The sequence below is a fragment of the Veillonella parvula genome (assembly GCF_032577575.1).
Taxonomy (GTDB): Bacteria; Bacillota; Negativicutes; order Veillonellales; family Veillonellaceae; genus Veillonella.
In genome coordinates this window covers 439,980-456,708 of the sequence record NZ_JAWFVO010000001.1, presented here as the reverse complement: position 1 = coordinate 456,708, position 16,729 = coordinate 439,980, and the positions used below count along the sequence as shown (strand labels likewise).

Genomic DNA, 16,729 nt, shown 5'->3' with positions numbered 1-16,729 from the left:
TTACATTGGATAGTGTTACTATTTAGGAGGTAATACATATGGCAAAAGAAATCTTGTTTAATGAAGAAGCTCGTCGCGCTTTAGGCCGTGGCGTCGATCAATTAGCAAATGCTGTAAAAGTTACATTAGGTCCAAAAGGTCGTAATGTTGTGTTGGATAAAAAATTTGGTTCCCCAACAATTACAAATGATGGTGTAACCATTGCTCGCGATATTGAACTTCCAGATCCATTTGAAAACATGGGTGCTCAATTAGTAAAAGAAGTTGCTACTAAAACTAACGACGTAGCAGGTGATGGTACTACTACCGCAACAGTATTGGCGCAAGCTATGATTCAAGAAGGTATGCGCAATGTAGCAGCCGGTGCAAACCCAATGATTTTGAAAAAAGGCATTGAAACAGCAGTAAAAACTTTGGTTGAAGAAATTAAAAAACGCTCCATCAAAGTTTCTGGTAAAGCTGAAATTGCTCAAGTTGCAAGCGTATCCGCTGCTGACGAAGAAATCGGTGGTTTAATTGCTGAAGCTATGGAAAAGGTTGGTAATGACGGTGTTATTACTGTTGAAGAATCCAAAGGTTTGCAAACTGCATTAAATGTAGTAGAAGGTATGCAATTTGATCGTGGTTACATTTCCCCTTATATGGTAACTGACCCTGATCGTATGGAAGCTGTTATGGATAACCCATATATCTTGATCACTGATCGTAAAATCAGTGCCATCGCAGATATGTTGCCAACACTTGAAAAAGTAGTAAAAGTAGGCAAAGAACTTCTTATTATCGCTGAAGATGTAGAAGGGGAAGCATTGGCTACATTAGTAGTAAACCGTTTGCGTGGTACATTCAAAGCTGTAGCTGTTAAAGCTCCTGGCTTTGGTGATCGTCGTAAAGCTATGCTTGAAGATATCGCTATCTTAACAGGCGGTACTGTTATTACTGAAGATATGGGTCGCAAGCTTGATTCTGTAGAGCTTGAAGATCTTGGTACAGCTCGTCAAGTTCGCATCACTAAAGATGAAACTACAATCATCGATGGCGCAGGTGATAAAGATGTAATTGCTAAACGCGTTAACCAAATCCGTGCACAAGTTGAAGAAACATCTTCTGATTTCGACCGTGAAAAATTACAAGAACGTCTAGCTAAATTGTCCGGTGGTGTTGCAGTTATCGAAGTAGGTGCTGCTACAGAAGTTGAAATGAAAGATAAGAAACTTCGCATTGAAGATGCATTGAATGCAACTCGTGCAGCTGTTGAAGAAGGTATTGTAGCTGGTGGTGGTACTACATTCATCGATATCATCCCTGCATTGAATACATTGGAAGCTACTGGTGACGTTCAAACTGGTATTAACCTTGTAAAACGCGCTGTAGAAGAACCACTTCGTCAAATCGCATACAACGCAGGTCTCGAAGGTTCTGTAGTAGTAGAAAAAGTTAAAAATACTGAAGCTGGTGTAGGTTTTAATGCCTTGACTGAAGAATACATCGATATGGTTAAAGCTGGTATTGTTGATCCTGCAAAAGTTACTCGTTCTGCCCTTCAAAATGCCGCATCTATCGCATCTCTTGTATTAACTACTGAAACAATCGTAGCTGATAAGGTAGATGAAAATGCAGCAGTTCCTGCAATGCCTCCAATGGGTGGTATGGGCGGTATGATGTAATCAGCTGGTTAGAATTAATTTTATAAGAAATATAATAATCCTAATGAATTGTGAATTACATTTTTCATATTCATTAGGATTATTTTTTACTGATAAATTAATCTATTGTAAGGGTGTAATATTTTAAATAAGATATTATTATATTCAAGCTGACCAGATTTAAAGTGACTAGATTATGTTGATTACATCGATAAAATTGATTTTGTATACAATGTATGATATAATTCTATAGAATTTAATAGTGAGTCTTATTGACATAGTTATTCTCTAATAGTATAATTAGTGTATCGAATTTATTCGATTTGTTATATTTGAATTGAAAGAAGGATCACTATGTTGAACTTTATTTTTAAAAGTAAACCTAATTATGTAAATTTTGGCTTATTGATTTATCGCCTTGCATTGGGCATTTCCATGTTTTATCATGGTTATTTAAAATGGCTTAGCGGAGCTGAAGGGCTCTACAAAGTAGGGACTATGTTAGCACCTTTAGGTGTATCCGGTGGTTATGAGATGTTAGGCACTATGGCAGCACTTGCAGAAATGATTGGTGGTATTCTCATTGCAGTAGGATTATTTACACGTATTGGTGCTACTCTAGTTGTAGGTACTTTAGCAACTGCGACTATTGTGAGTTTGAATGGTAGTTTCTTTAGCTGGGACTACCCATCTCAATTAGGCTTTGGTGCACTTATGTTATTCTTTGCTGGTGCTGGTCGCTTTAGTTTAGATAAAGCTTTATTTAAATAATTAGGAAATTAGAATAAAAGACTCATCGGCTGATGAGTCTTTTATTTATGTAGAAAGGTTATCATGAACAAAAAAACAGTTCCATTCACGTCAGAACAATTAGAAAATATTATTGCTCAGTATCCAACTCCATTCCATATTTATGATGAAGAAGGAATTATTGAGAATATGAAATCTTTCATCAATGCATTCTCTTGGAATAAGGGATTTAAGCAATATTTTGCAGTTAAAGCAACTCCAAATCCGTATATCATGCGTTTGTTACAAAAGCTTGGGGTTGGCGCAGACTGTTCTTCCTTAGCGGAACTACTTTTATGTGAAAAAGTGGGTATTACGGGCCATGATATTATGTTCACATCTAATGATACACCATATGTGGAGTATAAAAAGGCACTTGAAATGGGTGCAATCATCAATCTTGATGATATTACACATATCGAATATTTAGAAAAAAATCATGGCTCTTTGCCAGATACATTCTGCGTGCGTTATAATCCGGGTTCTTTAAAAGAAGGGGGCAATACAATTATTGGCCTTCCTGAAGAAGCTAAATATGGTATGACACGCGAACAAATATTTGAAGCGTACAAACAATTACAAGCTAAAGGTGTAAAACACTTTGGTATTCATACAATGGTTGTTTCTAACGAACTTGATATTGACGGTTTAGTTGGTACAGCAGAGCTTTGCTTTAATCTTGCTGTAGATATTAAAAAAGAACTTGGTATCACTGTTGAATTTATTGATTTAGGTGGAGGTGTAGGTGTAGCTTATAAACCAGAACAAACACCAGTAGACTTCCGCGTATTAAGCAAGGGTGTAGAAGAAGCGTATAATCGAATTTTAGTAGCTAATGGACTTAATGATGTAGCATTGGCTTATGAATGTGGGCGTATGGTAACAGGTCCATTTGGTTATCTTGTTTCTACTGCTATTCATAAAAAAGATATTTATCGTCATTACATCGGTTTAGATGCTTGTATGGCAAATCTTATGCGTCCGGCGTTGTATGGCTCTTATCATCACATTACCGTAATGGGGAAAGAAAATGCTCCCAAGGATCATGTATATGATGTAACAGGCTCCTTATGTGAAAATAATGATAAATTTGCTATTCAACGAGAGCTGCCAAAAATTGATATTGGAGATCGTGTCATCATTCACGATGCTGGTGCACATGGACATTCTATGGGTTTCAATTATAATGGTAAATTACGTTCTGCAGAGTTATTGCTACATAAAGATGGCTCTGTTACACAAATTCGTCGTGCTGAAACATATGATGATTTATTTGGAACTCTTGATTTTTCAAACCTATAATTTAATATTGAGAATCGAATAGGATGAGAATTAATATTAATAAAAACCTATCAATATATGTAATACTTGATATTCTTTTAATTCCTGTATATTTTAGTAGGAATATCTTGCTATCATTTAGATAAGAATGTATAATGAGTGTAGATTGTTATGCACATACTTGCTAAGTTGGCGAGAATTACGGCGGTATTCACGTTAGTGCGTACCGCCTTTTTATATGTGTCAGTATATACGTTTTATATATAATGAGTGTATGTTTCTTATGGTTACATACAAATAAAAGGAGTGAACATTTTGGCTGAATTACTTCAGATAAAAGATTTAAAGGTATCTGTTGAAGAGAAACAAATCTTAAAAGGTATTGATTTAACAATTAATAAAGGTGAAATTCATGTTGTGATGGGGACAAATGGTGCTGGTAAATCTACACTTGCTAATGCAATCATGGGTAACTCTACATATACAGTAGATAGTGGTTCTATCATTTTTGATGGTAAGGATATTACGGAAGATGCAGTAAATGATCGTGCAAAAGCGGGTATTTTTATGTCCTTCCAAAATCCAATTTCTATTCCTGGTATTACTGTAGAAAACTTCATTCGTACAGCTAAATCCACAATTACTGGTGAAAATGTACGTGCATTATCTTTCAAAAAAGAATTGAAAGAAAAAATGGATGAATTATCCTTTGATTTATCTTATGCGCAACGTTATGTAAATGAAGGCTTCTCTGGTGGTGAACGCAAGAAGAATGAAATTCTTCAAATGTCCATTTTGAATCCTAAATTGGCTATTCTTGATGAAACTGATTCTGGCCTTGACGTAGATGCGGTTCGTATCGTATCTGAAGGTGTACAACGTTTCCATAACGAAGAAAATGCTGTATTAATCATTACTCATCATAACCAAATTTTACAAAAACTAAAACCAGACTATGTTCATGTGTTGATCAATGGCAAGATTGTTAAAACTGGTGATGCTTCTCTTGTACGTGAAATCGAAGAAAAAGGTTATGACGCATACAAAGCATTAGCATAGGAGGCATAATGGAAGAAAGAAAGAAAACCCAAGTCGCGGATATGGACCGTGGCGTCTATGATATAAAGAACGAATTTGAATATTCTTATATCTCTGATGCTGGTTTAACAGAAGATATTATCCGTGAGATTTGGTCTAATAAAAATGAACCAGAATGGATGCTCGATTTCCGTTTAAAGTCTTTGGAAATCTATAATCGCATGGGCATTCCAAATTGGATTCCTGATATCTCGGGCTTAGATATGGCAAATATTCATACATATGTTAAGCCTAAAGTAGATATGAAAGAAAACTGGGATGAAGTTCCAGAAGAAATTAAAAGTACTTTTGACCGCTTAGGTATTCCAGAAGCGGAAAAAACATCTCTAGCTGGTGTTGGTGCTCAATATGATTCTGAAGTTGTTTACCACAGTATTCAAGAAGATCTTGTTAAGCAAGGTGTTATCTATACTGATATCGAAACAGCATTACATGAACATGAAGAAATCGTAAAAAAATACTGGATGACATTAATTCCACCTACAGACCATAAATGGGCTGCTCTTCACGGTGCCGTTTGGTCTGGTGGTTCCTTCGTATACGTTCCTGCAGGTGTACAAGTAGAGATTCCATTGCAATCTTACTTCCGTTTGAATGCACCAGGTGCTGGTCAGTTCGAACATACGATGATTATCGTAGAAGAAGGGGCTAAATTGCACTTTATCGAAGGTTGTTCTGCTCCTAAGTATGATGTGTCTAACCTGCATGCAGGCGCTGTTGAACTGTTCGTTAAAGATAATGCTACATTGCGTTATTCTACAATTGAAAACTGGTCTAAAAACATGTACAACCTTAACACAAAACGTTGTGTAGTAGGTAAAAATGGTACAATTGAGTGGGTATCTGGTTCCTTTGGCTCCAAAGTTTCTTGTTTGTACCCAATGAGTATTCTCAACGGTGAAGGTGCACATGCTGAATTTACAGGTGTAACATTCGCAGGTGAAGGACAATTCCTCGATACAGGTTGTAAAGTGGTACATAATGCACCATATACAACAAGTAATGTAAACTCTAAATCCATTTCTAAATCCGGTGGCGCTGCAATTTATCGTGGCCTTTTGAAGATTGGCCCTAAAGCTGAACATTCCAAAGCAACAGTTTCTTGTGAATCCTTGATGCTTGATGCTGAGTCTCAATCTGATACAATTCCGGCTATTATCGTAGAAAATGACAATGTGGATTTAGGTCATGAAGCTAAAATCGGTCGTATTTCCGACGAAGCAATTTTCTATCTTATGACTCGTGGTATTAGCGAAGAAGAAGCTCGTGCGATGCTAGTTCGTGGCTTCGTAGAGCCAATCTCTAAAGAATTGCCACTTGAATATGCAGTAGAAATGAACAATCTAATCAATCTTGAATTAGAAGGTTCTATCGGTTAAGGAGGAATTATGAGCGAATTACTATTTAATGAACTCCCTAGACCGACATTCAGATGGTTGCGCGTTAATCATACTGTAAGCTCTCTAGCTGGAGAAGATACAGCGGTACAATCCATCGCTGTGGAAGCTAATAAAAATATACTTTCACCATTACCTGTTGGTACAGCATTACTAGATGGTAATTATGAAGGTGCTAATAAAGAAGCTGTTCATGTATTAGTTGAAAAAGCGGAAGGCTATGCTATCAATGTGCCTCCTAAGGCGAAAGAAGTTGTAGGCATCCGCATTGATGCTAATGCTCGTGTAGCAAACCGTTTCCAATTTATCGTTGGTGAAGGTGCTGAGCTAGAAGTACAATTCTATGTAACTGGTTCTGGCGATGCATTGACAAATGTTAGCTATTTAAACGAATACGATGTGAAAGAAGCTGGTAAGGTTGTAGTAAAAAAGGTAAATCTTTTGCCTGAACATGTACAGCATATCGAGCATCGATACACTAAATTAGAAGAAAAAGCAGATGTAGAATACATCAATATTGAAATTGGTGGCAGTGAAAACATCTTGAATTACTATCATGATTTAGTAGGTCAAGAATCCCGTATGGTTCATGACATTGCTTATCTTGGTAATAAAGAGCAAAAATTTGATATTTCTATGGTTATGAGTCATGGTGGTAAAAAATCATTTAGTGATATTCATACCTTAGGTGCTCTTAGTGGCAATTCTAAAAAATCCTTCAGAGGGACCCTTGATTTCCTTAATGGAGCAACAGCTTCTGAAGGTGCAGAAGAAGATACTTGCTTATTGTTAGATCCAACTGTAAAATCTGTTTCGTTACCACTTTTATTGTGTAAAGAAGATAATGTAGTTGGTAATCATGCAGCAAGTGCAGGCCAAATTGATCATAATAAATTGTTCTATATCATGAGCCGTGGCTTTAGTGAGGTAGAGGCAAAACATATCATTGTTGAATCTATGATTCGACCTATTATTGATCGCATTGGTGATGAAACGATTGAAGAAGCAGCGTTAGCAGCTGTACGTAATAAAATTTAAAGAGGCGTTTTTATGAGACCAATTGCAGAAGCATACAAAGACTTTCCTATATTACATAAAGAGCATAATGGGCATCGTGTTATCTATTTAGATAGCGGTGCTACTGCTCAAATTCCACAGTCCGTAATTGACCGTGTTGTGGAACATATGACACAACGTAATGGTAACCCACATCGTGGTTCTCATATTTTAGCCATTGAAGCATCTGAAGACTATGAAAATGCACGGGATCGCGTAGTTGAATTTATCAATGCTCGCGAACGAGAAGAGGTTATATTTACACGTAATAGTACGGAGTCAATGAACTTGATTGCCCACAGCTATGGCCTTCATAATGTGAAAAAAGGTGACAAGATTGTCATTACTGTTGCTGAACATCATGCGAATCTTGTAACATGGCAATATGTGGCAGAACAGACGGGGGCAACCTTAGAATACATGTATCTTGATGAACATGGGCACTTAAAAGATGGTGAAATCAATAAAATTGATGAAAAGACTAAAATTGTTGCTTTCGCTCATGTTAGTAACGTGCTTGGTATGGAATTCCCAGTAAAAGAATTAACTGAGAAGGCTCACTCTGTAGGTGCTATTGTTGTTCTAGACGGTGCTCAATCTACACCTCATAAAAAAATTGACGTACAAGCATTGGATTGCGATTTCTTCGTATTCTCTGGCCATAAAATGTGTGCATCTCAAGGGATTGGTGTACTATACGGTAAACGTGATTTATTAGAAACTATGCCTCCATTCCTATTGGGTGGCGATATGATTGAGTATGTAAAAGAGCAAACTGCTACATTCAATGAGCTTCCATATAAGTTTGAGGCAGGTACTCCAAATGCTGATGGTGCCGTTTCCTTGCATGCAGCTATTGACTATTTGGAATCCTTTGGAATGGATGCTATAGAAGCCTATGAAGAGGAGTTAGTAGCTTATATTCTTCCTAAGATTGTTGAATTGCCACATGTCCATGTTATTGGTTCTCAGAATCCTAAGGAAAAACATGGCGTTATTGCGTTCACTGTAGATGATGTACATCCTCATGATGTAGCTACAATTTTGGATTCTAAGGGAATCTGCGTTCGTTCCGGTCACCATTGTGCACAACCATTAGGTGCGTTCTACAATGTATCTGCATCTACTCGTTTAAGTATGTACTTATACACTCGCAAGGAAGATTTAGATGCATTCCTTGAAGTATTAAAGACTGTTCGTTCAGTAATGGGTTTTAAAGATTAGGAGAATTACCACTAATGGAAATGGATCAATTATATACGGAACTTATTTTGGAACATAACCAAGATAAACGTAATAAGCATGAATTATCTGAATTTACAAATTCTGAACATGGACATAACCCTAGTTGTGGTGATGATCTAACATTACAACTCAATGTAGTAGATGGTATCATTAAAGATGCTGCATATACAGGTTCTGGCTGTGCTATTAGCCAAGCATCTGCATCTATGATGATTGATATCATTAAGGGCAAATCTGTTGAGGAAGCACTTCGTTTAGTAGAAATTTTCTTGGGTATGATTAAAAAAGAGATTACCGATGAAAATGAGTTAGAAGAATTAGAAGATGCTATGGCTCTACAAAATATTTCTAATATGCCAGCACGTGTAAAATGTGCAGTTCTTGCATGGCATACATTGAAAGAGGCTTTAAAGAAATAATATGAAGAAAACGATATTATTTGATTTAGATGGAACCTTAACTGACTCTCAAGAAGGTATTCTTAAAAGCATTAAATTTGCATTGGAACATTTCGGTTATACTGTACCTGATGAAGAAACATTACAATTGTTCTTAGGACCACCATTGGTAGATGCTTTCCAAGAACATTGTGGTTTGACCTTTGAGCAAGCGGAAGAAACATACTTTAAATTCCGTGAACGTTATGGTACCATCGGTAAATTTGAAAATAAAGTATATCCGAATATTGTAGACTTATTGGCTAAATGCAAAACTGAACAATATACTATAGCTGTAGCTACTGCAAAACCAGAACATTATGCTAAAGATATTCTTGATCACTTTGAATTGACACCATACTTTGATGTTATTGTTGGTGCTAATTACGAAGCGGGATTGTTACACAAAAAAGAAATTCTTGAAAAAGCTCTCACGCTATGTGGTAACCCATTAACTGATGAAAATGGTCGTCGATTGACATTCATGGTTGGAGATCGTAAGTACGATGTAGAAGCAGCTAATGAACTTGGCTGTATCTCCATTGGCGTTACCTATGGTTATGGTACGGAATCTGAGTTAAAAGAAGCGGATGCCGAATATATCTGTGACGATGTTGATGAAATTGCTGATGTTCTCAATCTTGAAGAAATGATGGTTCGTAGATAAGCTATATAAATAGAATTACATATCAACCCAAATAAAAAGCTAGAGGAAATCCTCTAGCTTTTTTGCATCTTCATTTTATGTTATTTTTTTAGGCCACTTTTTTTAGCTAATGTTTTGATAACCTTAGCACTTTGTTTTTTCAACTTGCCCCCTGTTTGTTTGAGTTGGATACGTGTACGAGAAACACGACCAAGTGTAGTAATCTTAGTTTTGCGACGTGGCTTCATATCACGTTCGTTACCAAAGTCGCCACGTTGCACACTCGTTGCCTTTACTTTTTCAGCTCTAAAAGATTTACGTAGGGCTTTCATAATTAATGTAAGTGGTAATGTTTGCTCGAAGGAATACAAATCAACTGCTACATAACCAAGTGCAGGATATGTGTGCAATGTAAAGTGAAAACCTGGTGCGACAGAAAGGAGGGCGATTTCCTCGTCCATAACTTGACAACTGATTTCATCTACATCAAGTTCAGCTAAGTCAAATGCGGTTGCTACACTTTCCTGTACAGCTGTAGCGGATGAAATTGCGTCTTCATCGCAGGAATATAAATCAATTAACAGTTCTTGTCCTAATGCTTCTGCCATAACAACACCTTCCTTCAGAAAATAATATCTCATTTATTATACATAGATTTAAGGATTAAGTCCAATTATATGAGAATACATTAAAAGTCAAACGTTATTTTTATAAAATTTGACTTTTATATTGACTAAGGTCAAAAAGTCAAATATAATAGAGTTATGTTAAAGAACAAATAGTCAAAACTATAGTAAATAAACTTTAAAGGGGTGTTTTTTATGAGTATGATAGCTGATAAAATAGAAAAATTTATATTAGACCGTATGCGTGAAGAACAAGAAAAGCTAATTTTAAAGCGTAATGAATTGGCTGATGAATTAGATTGTGCGCCATCCCAAATTAGTTACGTATTAAGTACGCGTTTTTCTAATGAGCGCGGTTTCGATGTTGAGTCAAGACGTGGCTTGGGTGGATATATTCGAATCAAAAAAATTAACCCAGAAAGTTCAGATTCTTTACCTGCTGTTACAACTTATCGGATTTATGAAGGTCCAAATACGGTAGAACGATTAATTGATATGCGAGATGTAGATCAATCATTATTTCAATTATTACAATCTGAAAAGATTACCCGTCGTGAAGCTCAATTGATGCATAATTCTTTTGCTACATTAATTGAAAATGTAGACGTAGAAGAACGTAATGATGCTGTTCGTCAATTATATGCATCAATGGTGGACACTTTGCGGAAGGAGTGATGATTTGTGTTATGTGATCATTGCCATAAAAATGAAGCTACTATCCATATGACTAATATCATAAATAATCAAAAGACTGAGCAACATCTTTGCAGTAGTTGTGCCACCAAGTTACAACAAGCTGGGAAATTATCTCCTTATAGTTCTTTTATGAATGATATGTGGGATAATAACTTTTTTACTAATGATTTTTTTAAGAATATGGTGTATCCAGATAACTTATTAAAAGCTCATCAATCTAAGAGCTGCCCTCAGTGTGGTATTACTTATGATGAATTCAATCGGGTAGGTAAGTTTGGCTGTGGTCAATGTTATGAGACTTTTAATAGTGAAATAAATCCATTATTAGAACGAATACAAGGTAGTTCTGAGTATGAAGGGACTATACCTAGTCGTGGTACTAATGTATTTAAAGCAAAGTATGAAGTAAAGCAATTGCGCCGCCAATTAGATACAGCTATTCAAGCTGAAAACTTTGAAGAAGCTGCAATTTTGAGAGATAAAATTAAAAATCTAGAAGTTATCATTGATGGTGATAACGAATAGGAGGTTCTTATGTTAGATACTATATTGGACTCTCCGCTAAGTCAGTGGCTGTGTCAGGATACAGAGGCGACAGACCACATTGTAATTTCAAGTCGTATACGATTGGCGAGAAATTTTGATGATATATTGTTTACGAATCGTGAAGATACAGTTTCCTTAGAAAAAGTGAATACAATCTCTCGAGGCCTATTGCCAATATTAAAAAAGGCTGATGAGCACCAATATACAAATATTAGCCTTGAGCAATTAAGTCAACGTGAGCGTGCTGTCTTAGTTGAAAAGCATTTAATGAGTCCTGCTTTAGAGGAACAATTACCGTATCGTAATTTGATTGTATCTGATGATGCTTCTATCGCAATTATGGTAAATGAAGAAGATCATTTACGTATTCAATCTATGGCTCCAGGACTTAAATTGCAACAAGCTTATAATCATGCGGTTCAAATTGATAAAGCTATCGAAGCAAAATACCCTTATGCCTTTGATGAGCGATTTGGTTATTTAACTGCTTGCCCCACTAATGTGGGTACAGGTTTACGGGCCTCTGTTATGTTACATTTACCCGCATTGACGTTATCTGGTCGTATTACGAGACTCATTCGTAACATAATACAACTAGGTTACTCTGTACGAGGGTTGTATGGGGAAGGTTCCGAAGCTTTAGGTTGTATTTACCAGATTTCTAATCAACGAACGATGGGTATTAGTGAAGAAGCAACTATTGAGCAATTGATTAAAATCGTAGAAGGAATTATTGCAGAAGAACGAAAGTCTCGGCAATCTTTATTACACAACGATAAAGAAGGTTTGGAAGATATACTTTGGCGATCCTATGGAATTTTACAATATGCACGACGTGTAAGCGGTAAAGAGGCACTTAGTAAGCTTAGCGACATTCAATTAGGTGTAGATTTAGAAATATTACCATTCTGGGGTAAAGATACTTTTAATGAGCTTGTTGCTATAACTAGACCAAACTTCCTCTCTAAATACTTAGGTAGTGAAAATTTGACAGATACCGATCGCGACAGCTATCGTGCAAAGGTGATACGTCAAAAACTTTCAAATTAATATAAATACATAAATAATTAATGCATGATTATTTATTTTGTATAGATTGATTTATATAATTTTCTTAGTTTACCGTTAAGAGATTTGTAAAAAATAGTAAATATTAATACTAGATAGCATAATAGATTAATAGAGTTTAATAATATTTTTGATATTCCAATGGTTATTTCACCATTGTTTATATATATTTGAAAAGAAATAATTACAATTTACATAGATAGATGAGGTGATATTATGATGCAACGGTTTACAGACGATGCACAGCGTGTTCTTTCGTTAGCTCAAGAGGCTGCTTTGGAGTTAGGACATGACTATGTTGGTACTGAACACGTACTCATTGGCCTTACAAAGGTTAAAAATGGTGTAGCAGCTAAAGCTTTAGAAGAGCTTGGCCTTGTTACAGAAGATATTTTTGAAGCTGTAGAAGAACATGTAGGACGTGGTAATAAAAAGGCAACGTCAATATATATGACACCTCGCGTTAAACATGTACTTGAGCTTGCCATTCAAGTAGCAAATCAAATGAATCACAATTACGTTGGTACTGAGCATATTCTATTGGGCCTACTTAGCGATGGTAGCGGTGTTGCAGTTGCTATTTTACGAGCTATGAATATACGTAGTAATGATGTAGTAGAAGCAATTCGTAGTATTCTTGGCTCGAATAAAGGTAGCAATAATGGTGGTCAAGAGGGAATAAATAGCAATAATGATTTAGGTGAGCTGTCAGATTTTGCAACTGATCTTAATGAGTCTGCTAAACAAGGTAAGATTGATCCTGTTATTGGCCGCGATACGGAGATTCAACGAGTCATTCAAATTCTCAGCCGTAGAACTAAAAATAATCCTGTTCTTATTGGTGAACCAGGTGTAGGTAAAACAGCTATTGCCGAAGGCTTGGCACAGCGTATTGTGACTGATAATGTACCGGAGATTTTACGTAATAAACGCATTATTTCTCTTAGTATTGGTTCTATGTTAGCGGGTGCCAAGTACCGTGGTGAATTTGAAGAACGGTTAAAAAAAGCCATTGATGAAGTACAACAACATGATGATATGATTATCTTTATAGATGAAATTCATACATTGGTTGGGGCAGGTGCTACTGAAGGCGCTATGGATGCAGCTAATATCTTAAAGCCTGCTTTGGCACGAGGTGAATTCCAAGTTATCGGTGCCACAACACTTGATGAATATAAGAAATATATAGAAAAAGATGCTGCTTTAGAGCGTCGTTTTCAACCCGTTCAAGTAGGAGAGCCTAACGAAGAGGATGCTCTTGAAATTTTAAAGGGATTAAGAGATCGGTATGAAGCTTTCCATAAGGCTAAGATTACAGATGAGGCATTAACAGCAGCTGTGTCTTTATCTAGCCGATATATTACAGATCGATTCTTACCTGATAAGGCTATCGATGTAGTCGATGAAGCTGCATCTAAGGTTCGTATGAAAGTATTTTCTTCAGCACCTGATGTTAAAGCATTAGAGGATCGCCTCAATACAGTTAAGAAAGAAAAAGAAGCTGCGGTTACGTCTCAAGATTTCGAAAAGGCTGCAAAGCTTCGCGATGAAGAACAATTACTATTAAAAGAAATTGGTGATAAAAAATCTATTGCTAAAGAAAAAAGCGATCAAAAGTTAATAGTAACAGAGGAAGACATAGCTGCTGTAGTAGCGCAATGGACAGGCATTCCAGTGGCTAAAATTGCAGAAGAAGAGTCTGCAACCTTACTACATTTGGAAGAAGAACTTCATAAACGCGTAGTAGGTCAAGATGAGGCTGTTACTGCTGTAGCTAAAGCTGTACGCCGTGCAAGGGCTGGATTAAAAGACCCAAAACGGCCTATTGGTTCATTCTTGTTCCTTGGGCCAACTGGTGTAGGGAAAACTGAGCTAGCAAGAGCGCTTGCATCCTCCTTGTTCGGCGATGAATCTGCTATGATTCGACTTGATATGTCTGAATATATGGAAAAACATACTGTGTCTCGCTTAGTCGGTGCCCCTCCAGGTTACGTAGGCTATGAAGAAGGTGGACAATTAACAGATGCGGTACGTCGCAAACCATATAGCGTTATCCTCCTCGATGAAGTGGAAAAGGCACATGCAGATTTCTTTAATATTTTGTTACAAGTTCTTGATGATGGTCGTCTTACTGATAGTCAAGGAAGAACTGTAGATTTCAGAAATACAGTTATTATTATGACAAGTAACTTAGGTGCTAAAGCTTTACATAAAAACTCTCCAGAACTTGGTTTCTTAGCGGCTAAAAAATCTGATTTCAATGTAGATGAAAATAAAGAAATTGAGTTTAAAGAGGCTAAGAAGTCAGTAATGGATGCGGTGAAACGTCATTTTAGACCTGAGTTTTTAAACCGTATTGATGAAATGATTGTATTCCATCCATTAACAGAAGAGGACTTAAAAGAAATTGTAACTATCTTGATGAGTGATGTTACAAAACGCCTTGAAGCGCGTGATTTACAATTAGAAATCTCTCCTGAGGCTATGCATTTACTTGTTAAGGAGGGCTCTGATTTCACAATGGGGGCTCGACCATTAAAACGTGCTATTCAACGTTTAATTGAGGACCCAGTGTCCGATCTTATTTTGAAAGGAGATGCAAAAGAAGGTAAAATTATTAAAGCAGATGCAAAGGATAACGATCTTGTTGTATCAATATGATAAAAATACAAATTATACAGTTGATGACTACCTTTCATATAAAAAATATAAGTTAAATGGTATACTATAAAATGATGATAGTTAACCATGTAGTAAAATTATGCATAAAAGGTCATGAATGGTTATCATTCATGACCTTTCTTTTTAAATGTATTGAGGTGTTATGGCAAAAGCAAAATCTGTATTCTTTTGTCAAAATTGTGGGGCTGAATCCTCTAAGTGGATGGGCCGTTGTCCACAATGTGGAGAATGGAATACATTAGTTGAAGAAATAATTAAAGAAACTAAACATAGTCGAACACCTTCTCGAGGTGTTGGAAATCAAACGGCGAAGCCTACCGCCTTGCCAGATATCGAAATTTCTTCTATTGCACGCGTATCTACAACCTTTGGTGAAATTGACCGTGTATTAGGTGGGGGCATAGTGCCTGGTGCTCTAATGCTTTTAGGTGGTGATCCTGGTATTGGTAAATCTACTCTGTTACTACAAGTATCCCAGAAGGTAGCCGATACAGTAGGAGCAGTTCTTTATGCATCTGGTGAAGAGTCTCAGTTACAACTTAAACTTCGAGCAGAACGACTGCATATTAATAGTGAACGGTTACAAGTTATTGCAGATACTGATCTAGATCATATATTGGAGCAAGCTGAAGCAATGACTCCTTCCTTACTAGTCATTGACTCTATACAAACTATGTATACTGGAGATATAGATGCTGCGCCAGGCAGTGTTAGTCAAGTTCGTGAATGCACATCTCGCCTACTTCGCTTCTGTAAAGAACGAAATATACCTACTGTAATCATTGGCCATGTAACAAAGGAAGGCAATATTGCAGGGCCTCGTATGTTAGAGCATATGGTAGATGTAGTGCTTTACTTTGAAGGGGAGCGTTCTTATCAATTCCGTATATTACGGTCCATTAAAAACCGTTTTGGATCTACATCAGAAACAGGCATTTTTGCTATGGTAGAGGAAGGGTTACAGGAATTGTCCAATCCGTCTGCTTCTCTTTTAGCCGAGCGTTCCGATGAAGAAAGCGGCAGTGCTGTTATGATTTACCTCGAAGGGGTTCGCCCCATCTTGGTAGAGGTACAAAGCTTGGTCGTTACTACGGCTTTTGGTATGCCTAGACGTACGGCGATTGGTTATGATCTTAACCGGTTAATCGTATTATTAGCAGTCTTAGAAAAACGCTGTGGCTTTACATTAGGTAATAAAGACGTGTATGTAAATGTTATCGGTGGTCTCAAGGTAAATGAACCTGCTTGTGATTTATCTATGGCGGTTGCCATTGTGTCAAATCTGAAAAATCGAATCGTTCCAACAGATATGGTAATTTTAGGTGAAGTAGGCTTAACTGGTAATGTTCGCAGTATTCCTCGCATTGAACAGCGTATAAATGAAGCCAAGAAATTAGGTTTTAAAAAGTTTATTATTCCTGAAGGCAACTATAAACAAATTAAGGATAATGATAGTTCTATCAAAATTAAAGGTGTCAAATCTATACAAGAGGCGATGCAACTCGTATTTTCATAA

15 protein-coding genes are annotated in these 16,729 nt (G+C 36.6%); 14 read left to right on the top strand and 1 reads right to left on the bottom strand.

Annotated elements, in window-relative coordinates; all coding sequences use genetic code 11:
- Nucleotides 1-38: 38 nt before the first annotated feature.
- The 9 genes from groL (at nt 39) to E7K77_RS02080 (ending at nt 9,613) form a co-directional block, all read left to right on the top strand.
- Nucleotides 39-1,664, top strand: coding sequence for a chaperonin GroEL (gene groL, locus E7K77_RS02120; protein ID WP_004696042.1), 1,626 nt, complete (start codon nt 39-41; stop codon nt 1,662-1,664).
- Between the two features lie 333 nt (nt 1,665-1,997).
- Entirely contained in the window at nt 1,998-2,414 is a 417-nt protein-coding gene (locus E7K77_RS02115) for a DoxX family protein (protein ID WP_123137904.1), read from the top strand.
- A 63-nt stretch (nt 2,415-2,477) separates the two neighbouring features.
- Nucleotides 2,478-3,734: a diaminopimelate decarboxylase family protein gene (locus E7K77_RS02110; protein ID WP_008601096.1), complete on the top strand. Its 1,257-nt coding sequence runs from the start codon at nt 2,478-2,480 to the stop codon at nt 3,732-3,734.
- 294 nt (nt 3,735-4,028) lie between these two features.
- Nucleotides 4,029-4,772 (top strand): Fe-S cluster assembly ATPase SufC, encoded by a 744-nt coding sequence (gene sufC / locus E7K77_RS02105; RefSeq protein ID WP_004696035.1) that lies wholly within the window; start codon nt 4,029-4,031, stop codon nt 4,770-4,772.
- An 8-nt stretch (nt 4,773-4,780) separates the two neighbouring features.
- Entirely contained in the window at nt 4,781-6,190 is a 1,410-nt protein-coding gene (gene sufB, locus E7K77_RS02100; protein ID WP_004696034.1) for a Fe-S cluster assembly protein SufB, read from the top strand.
- 9 nt (nt 6,191-6,199) lie between these two features.
- Complete coding sequence (locus tag E7K77_RS02095; protein ID WP_008714047.1) at nt 6,200-7,246, top strand: SufB/SufD family protein; 1,047 nt, start codon at nt 6,200-6,202, stop codon at nt 7,244-7,246.
- A gap of 12 nt (nt 7,247-7,258) precedes the next feature.
- Nucleotides 7,259-8,488 (top strand): SufS family cysteine desulfurase, encoded by a 1,230-nt coding sequence (locus E7K77_RS02090; protein ID WP_004696029.1) that lies wholly within the window; start codon nt 7,259-7,261, stop codon nt 8,486-8,488.
- Nucleotides 8,489-8,502: 14 nt separating this feature from the next.
- The gene (sufU, locus tag E7K77_RS02085; protein WP_004696027.1) at nt 8,503-8,928 is read left to right on the top strand and encodes a Fe-S cluster assembly sulfur transfer protein SufU; all 426 of its coding nucleotides are present in this window, start codon (nt 8,503-8,505) and stop codon (nt 8,926-8,928) included.
- 1 nt (nt 8,929) lies between these two features.
- A complete protein-coding gene (locus E7K77_RS02080; protein ID WP_004696982.1) occupies nt 8,930-9,613 on the top strand; it encodes an HAD hydrolase-like protein in 684 nt (227 codons plus the stop codon).
- 80 nt (nt 9,614-9,693) lie between these two features.
- Here E7K77_RS02080 and E7K77_RS02075 read toward each other — a convergent pair whose 3' ends face one another.
- Complete coding sequence (locus E7K77_RS02075; protein ID WP_004696023.1) at nt 9,694-10,200, bottom strand: S-adenosylmethionine decarboxylase family protein; 507 nt, start codon at nt 10,198-10,200, stop codon at nt 9,694-9,696.
- Between the two features lie 213 nt (nt 10,201-10,413).
- Here E7K77_RS02075 and E7K77_RS02070 point away from each other — a divergent pair, with 213 nt between their 5' ends.
- The 5 genes from E7K77_RS02070 to radA all read left to right on the top strand — a co-directional run bounded on the left by E7K77_RS02070 (nt 10,414) and on the right by radA (nt 16,729).
- Nucleotides 10,414-10,893, top strand: a complete 480-nt coding sequence (locus tag E7K77_RS02070; protein ID WP_004696020.1) for a CtsR family transcriptional regulator — start codon at nt 10,414-10,416, stop codon at nt 10,891-10,893.
- A 6-nt stretch (nt 10,894-10,899) separates the two neighbouring features.
- The gene (locus E7K77_RS02065; RefSeq protein WP_123137905.1) at nt 10,900-11,439 is read left to right on the top strand and encodes a UvrB/UvrC motif-containing protein; all 540 of its coding nucleotides are present in this window, start codon (nt 10,900-10,902) and stop codon (nt 11,437-11,439) included.
- 9 nt (nt 11,440-11,448) lie between these two features.
- Nucleotides 11,449-12,510, top strand: a complete 1,062-nt coding sequence (locus tag E7K77_RS02060; RefSeq protein ID WP_123137906.1) for a protein arginine kinase — start codon at nt 11,449-11,451, stop codon at nt 12,508-12,510.
- A 234-nt stretch (nt 12,511-12,744) separates the two neighbouring features.
- Entirely contained in the window at nt 12,745-15,192 is a 2,448-nt protein-coding gene (locus E7K77_RS02055; protein ID WP_123137907.1) for an ATP-dependent Clp protease ATP-binding subunit, read from the top strand.
- Nucleotides 15,193-15,355: 163 nt separating this feature from the next.
- Complete coding sequence (gene radA / locus E7K77_RS02050; RefSeq protein ID WP_004697141.1) at nt 15,356-16,729, top strand: DNA repair protein RadA; 1,374 nt, start codon at nt 15,356-15,358, stop codon at nt 16,727-16,729.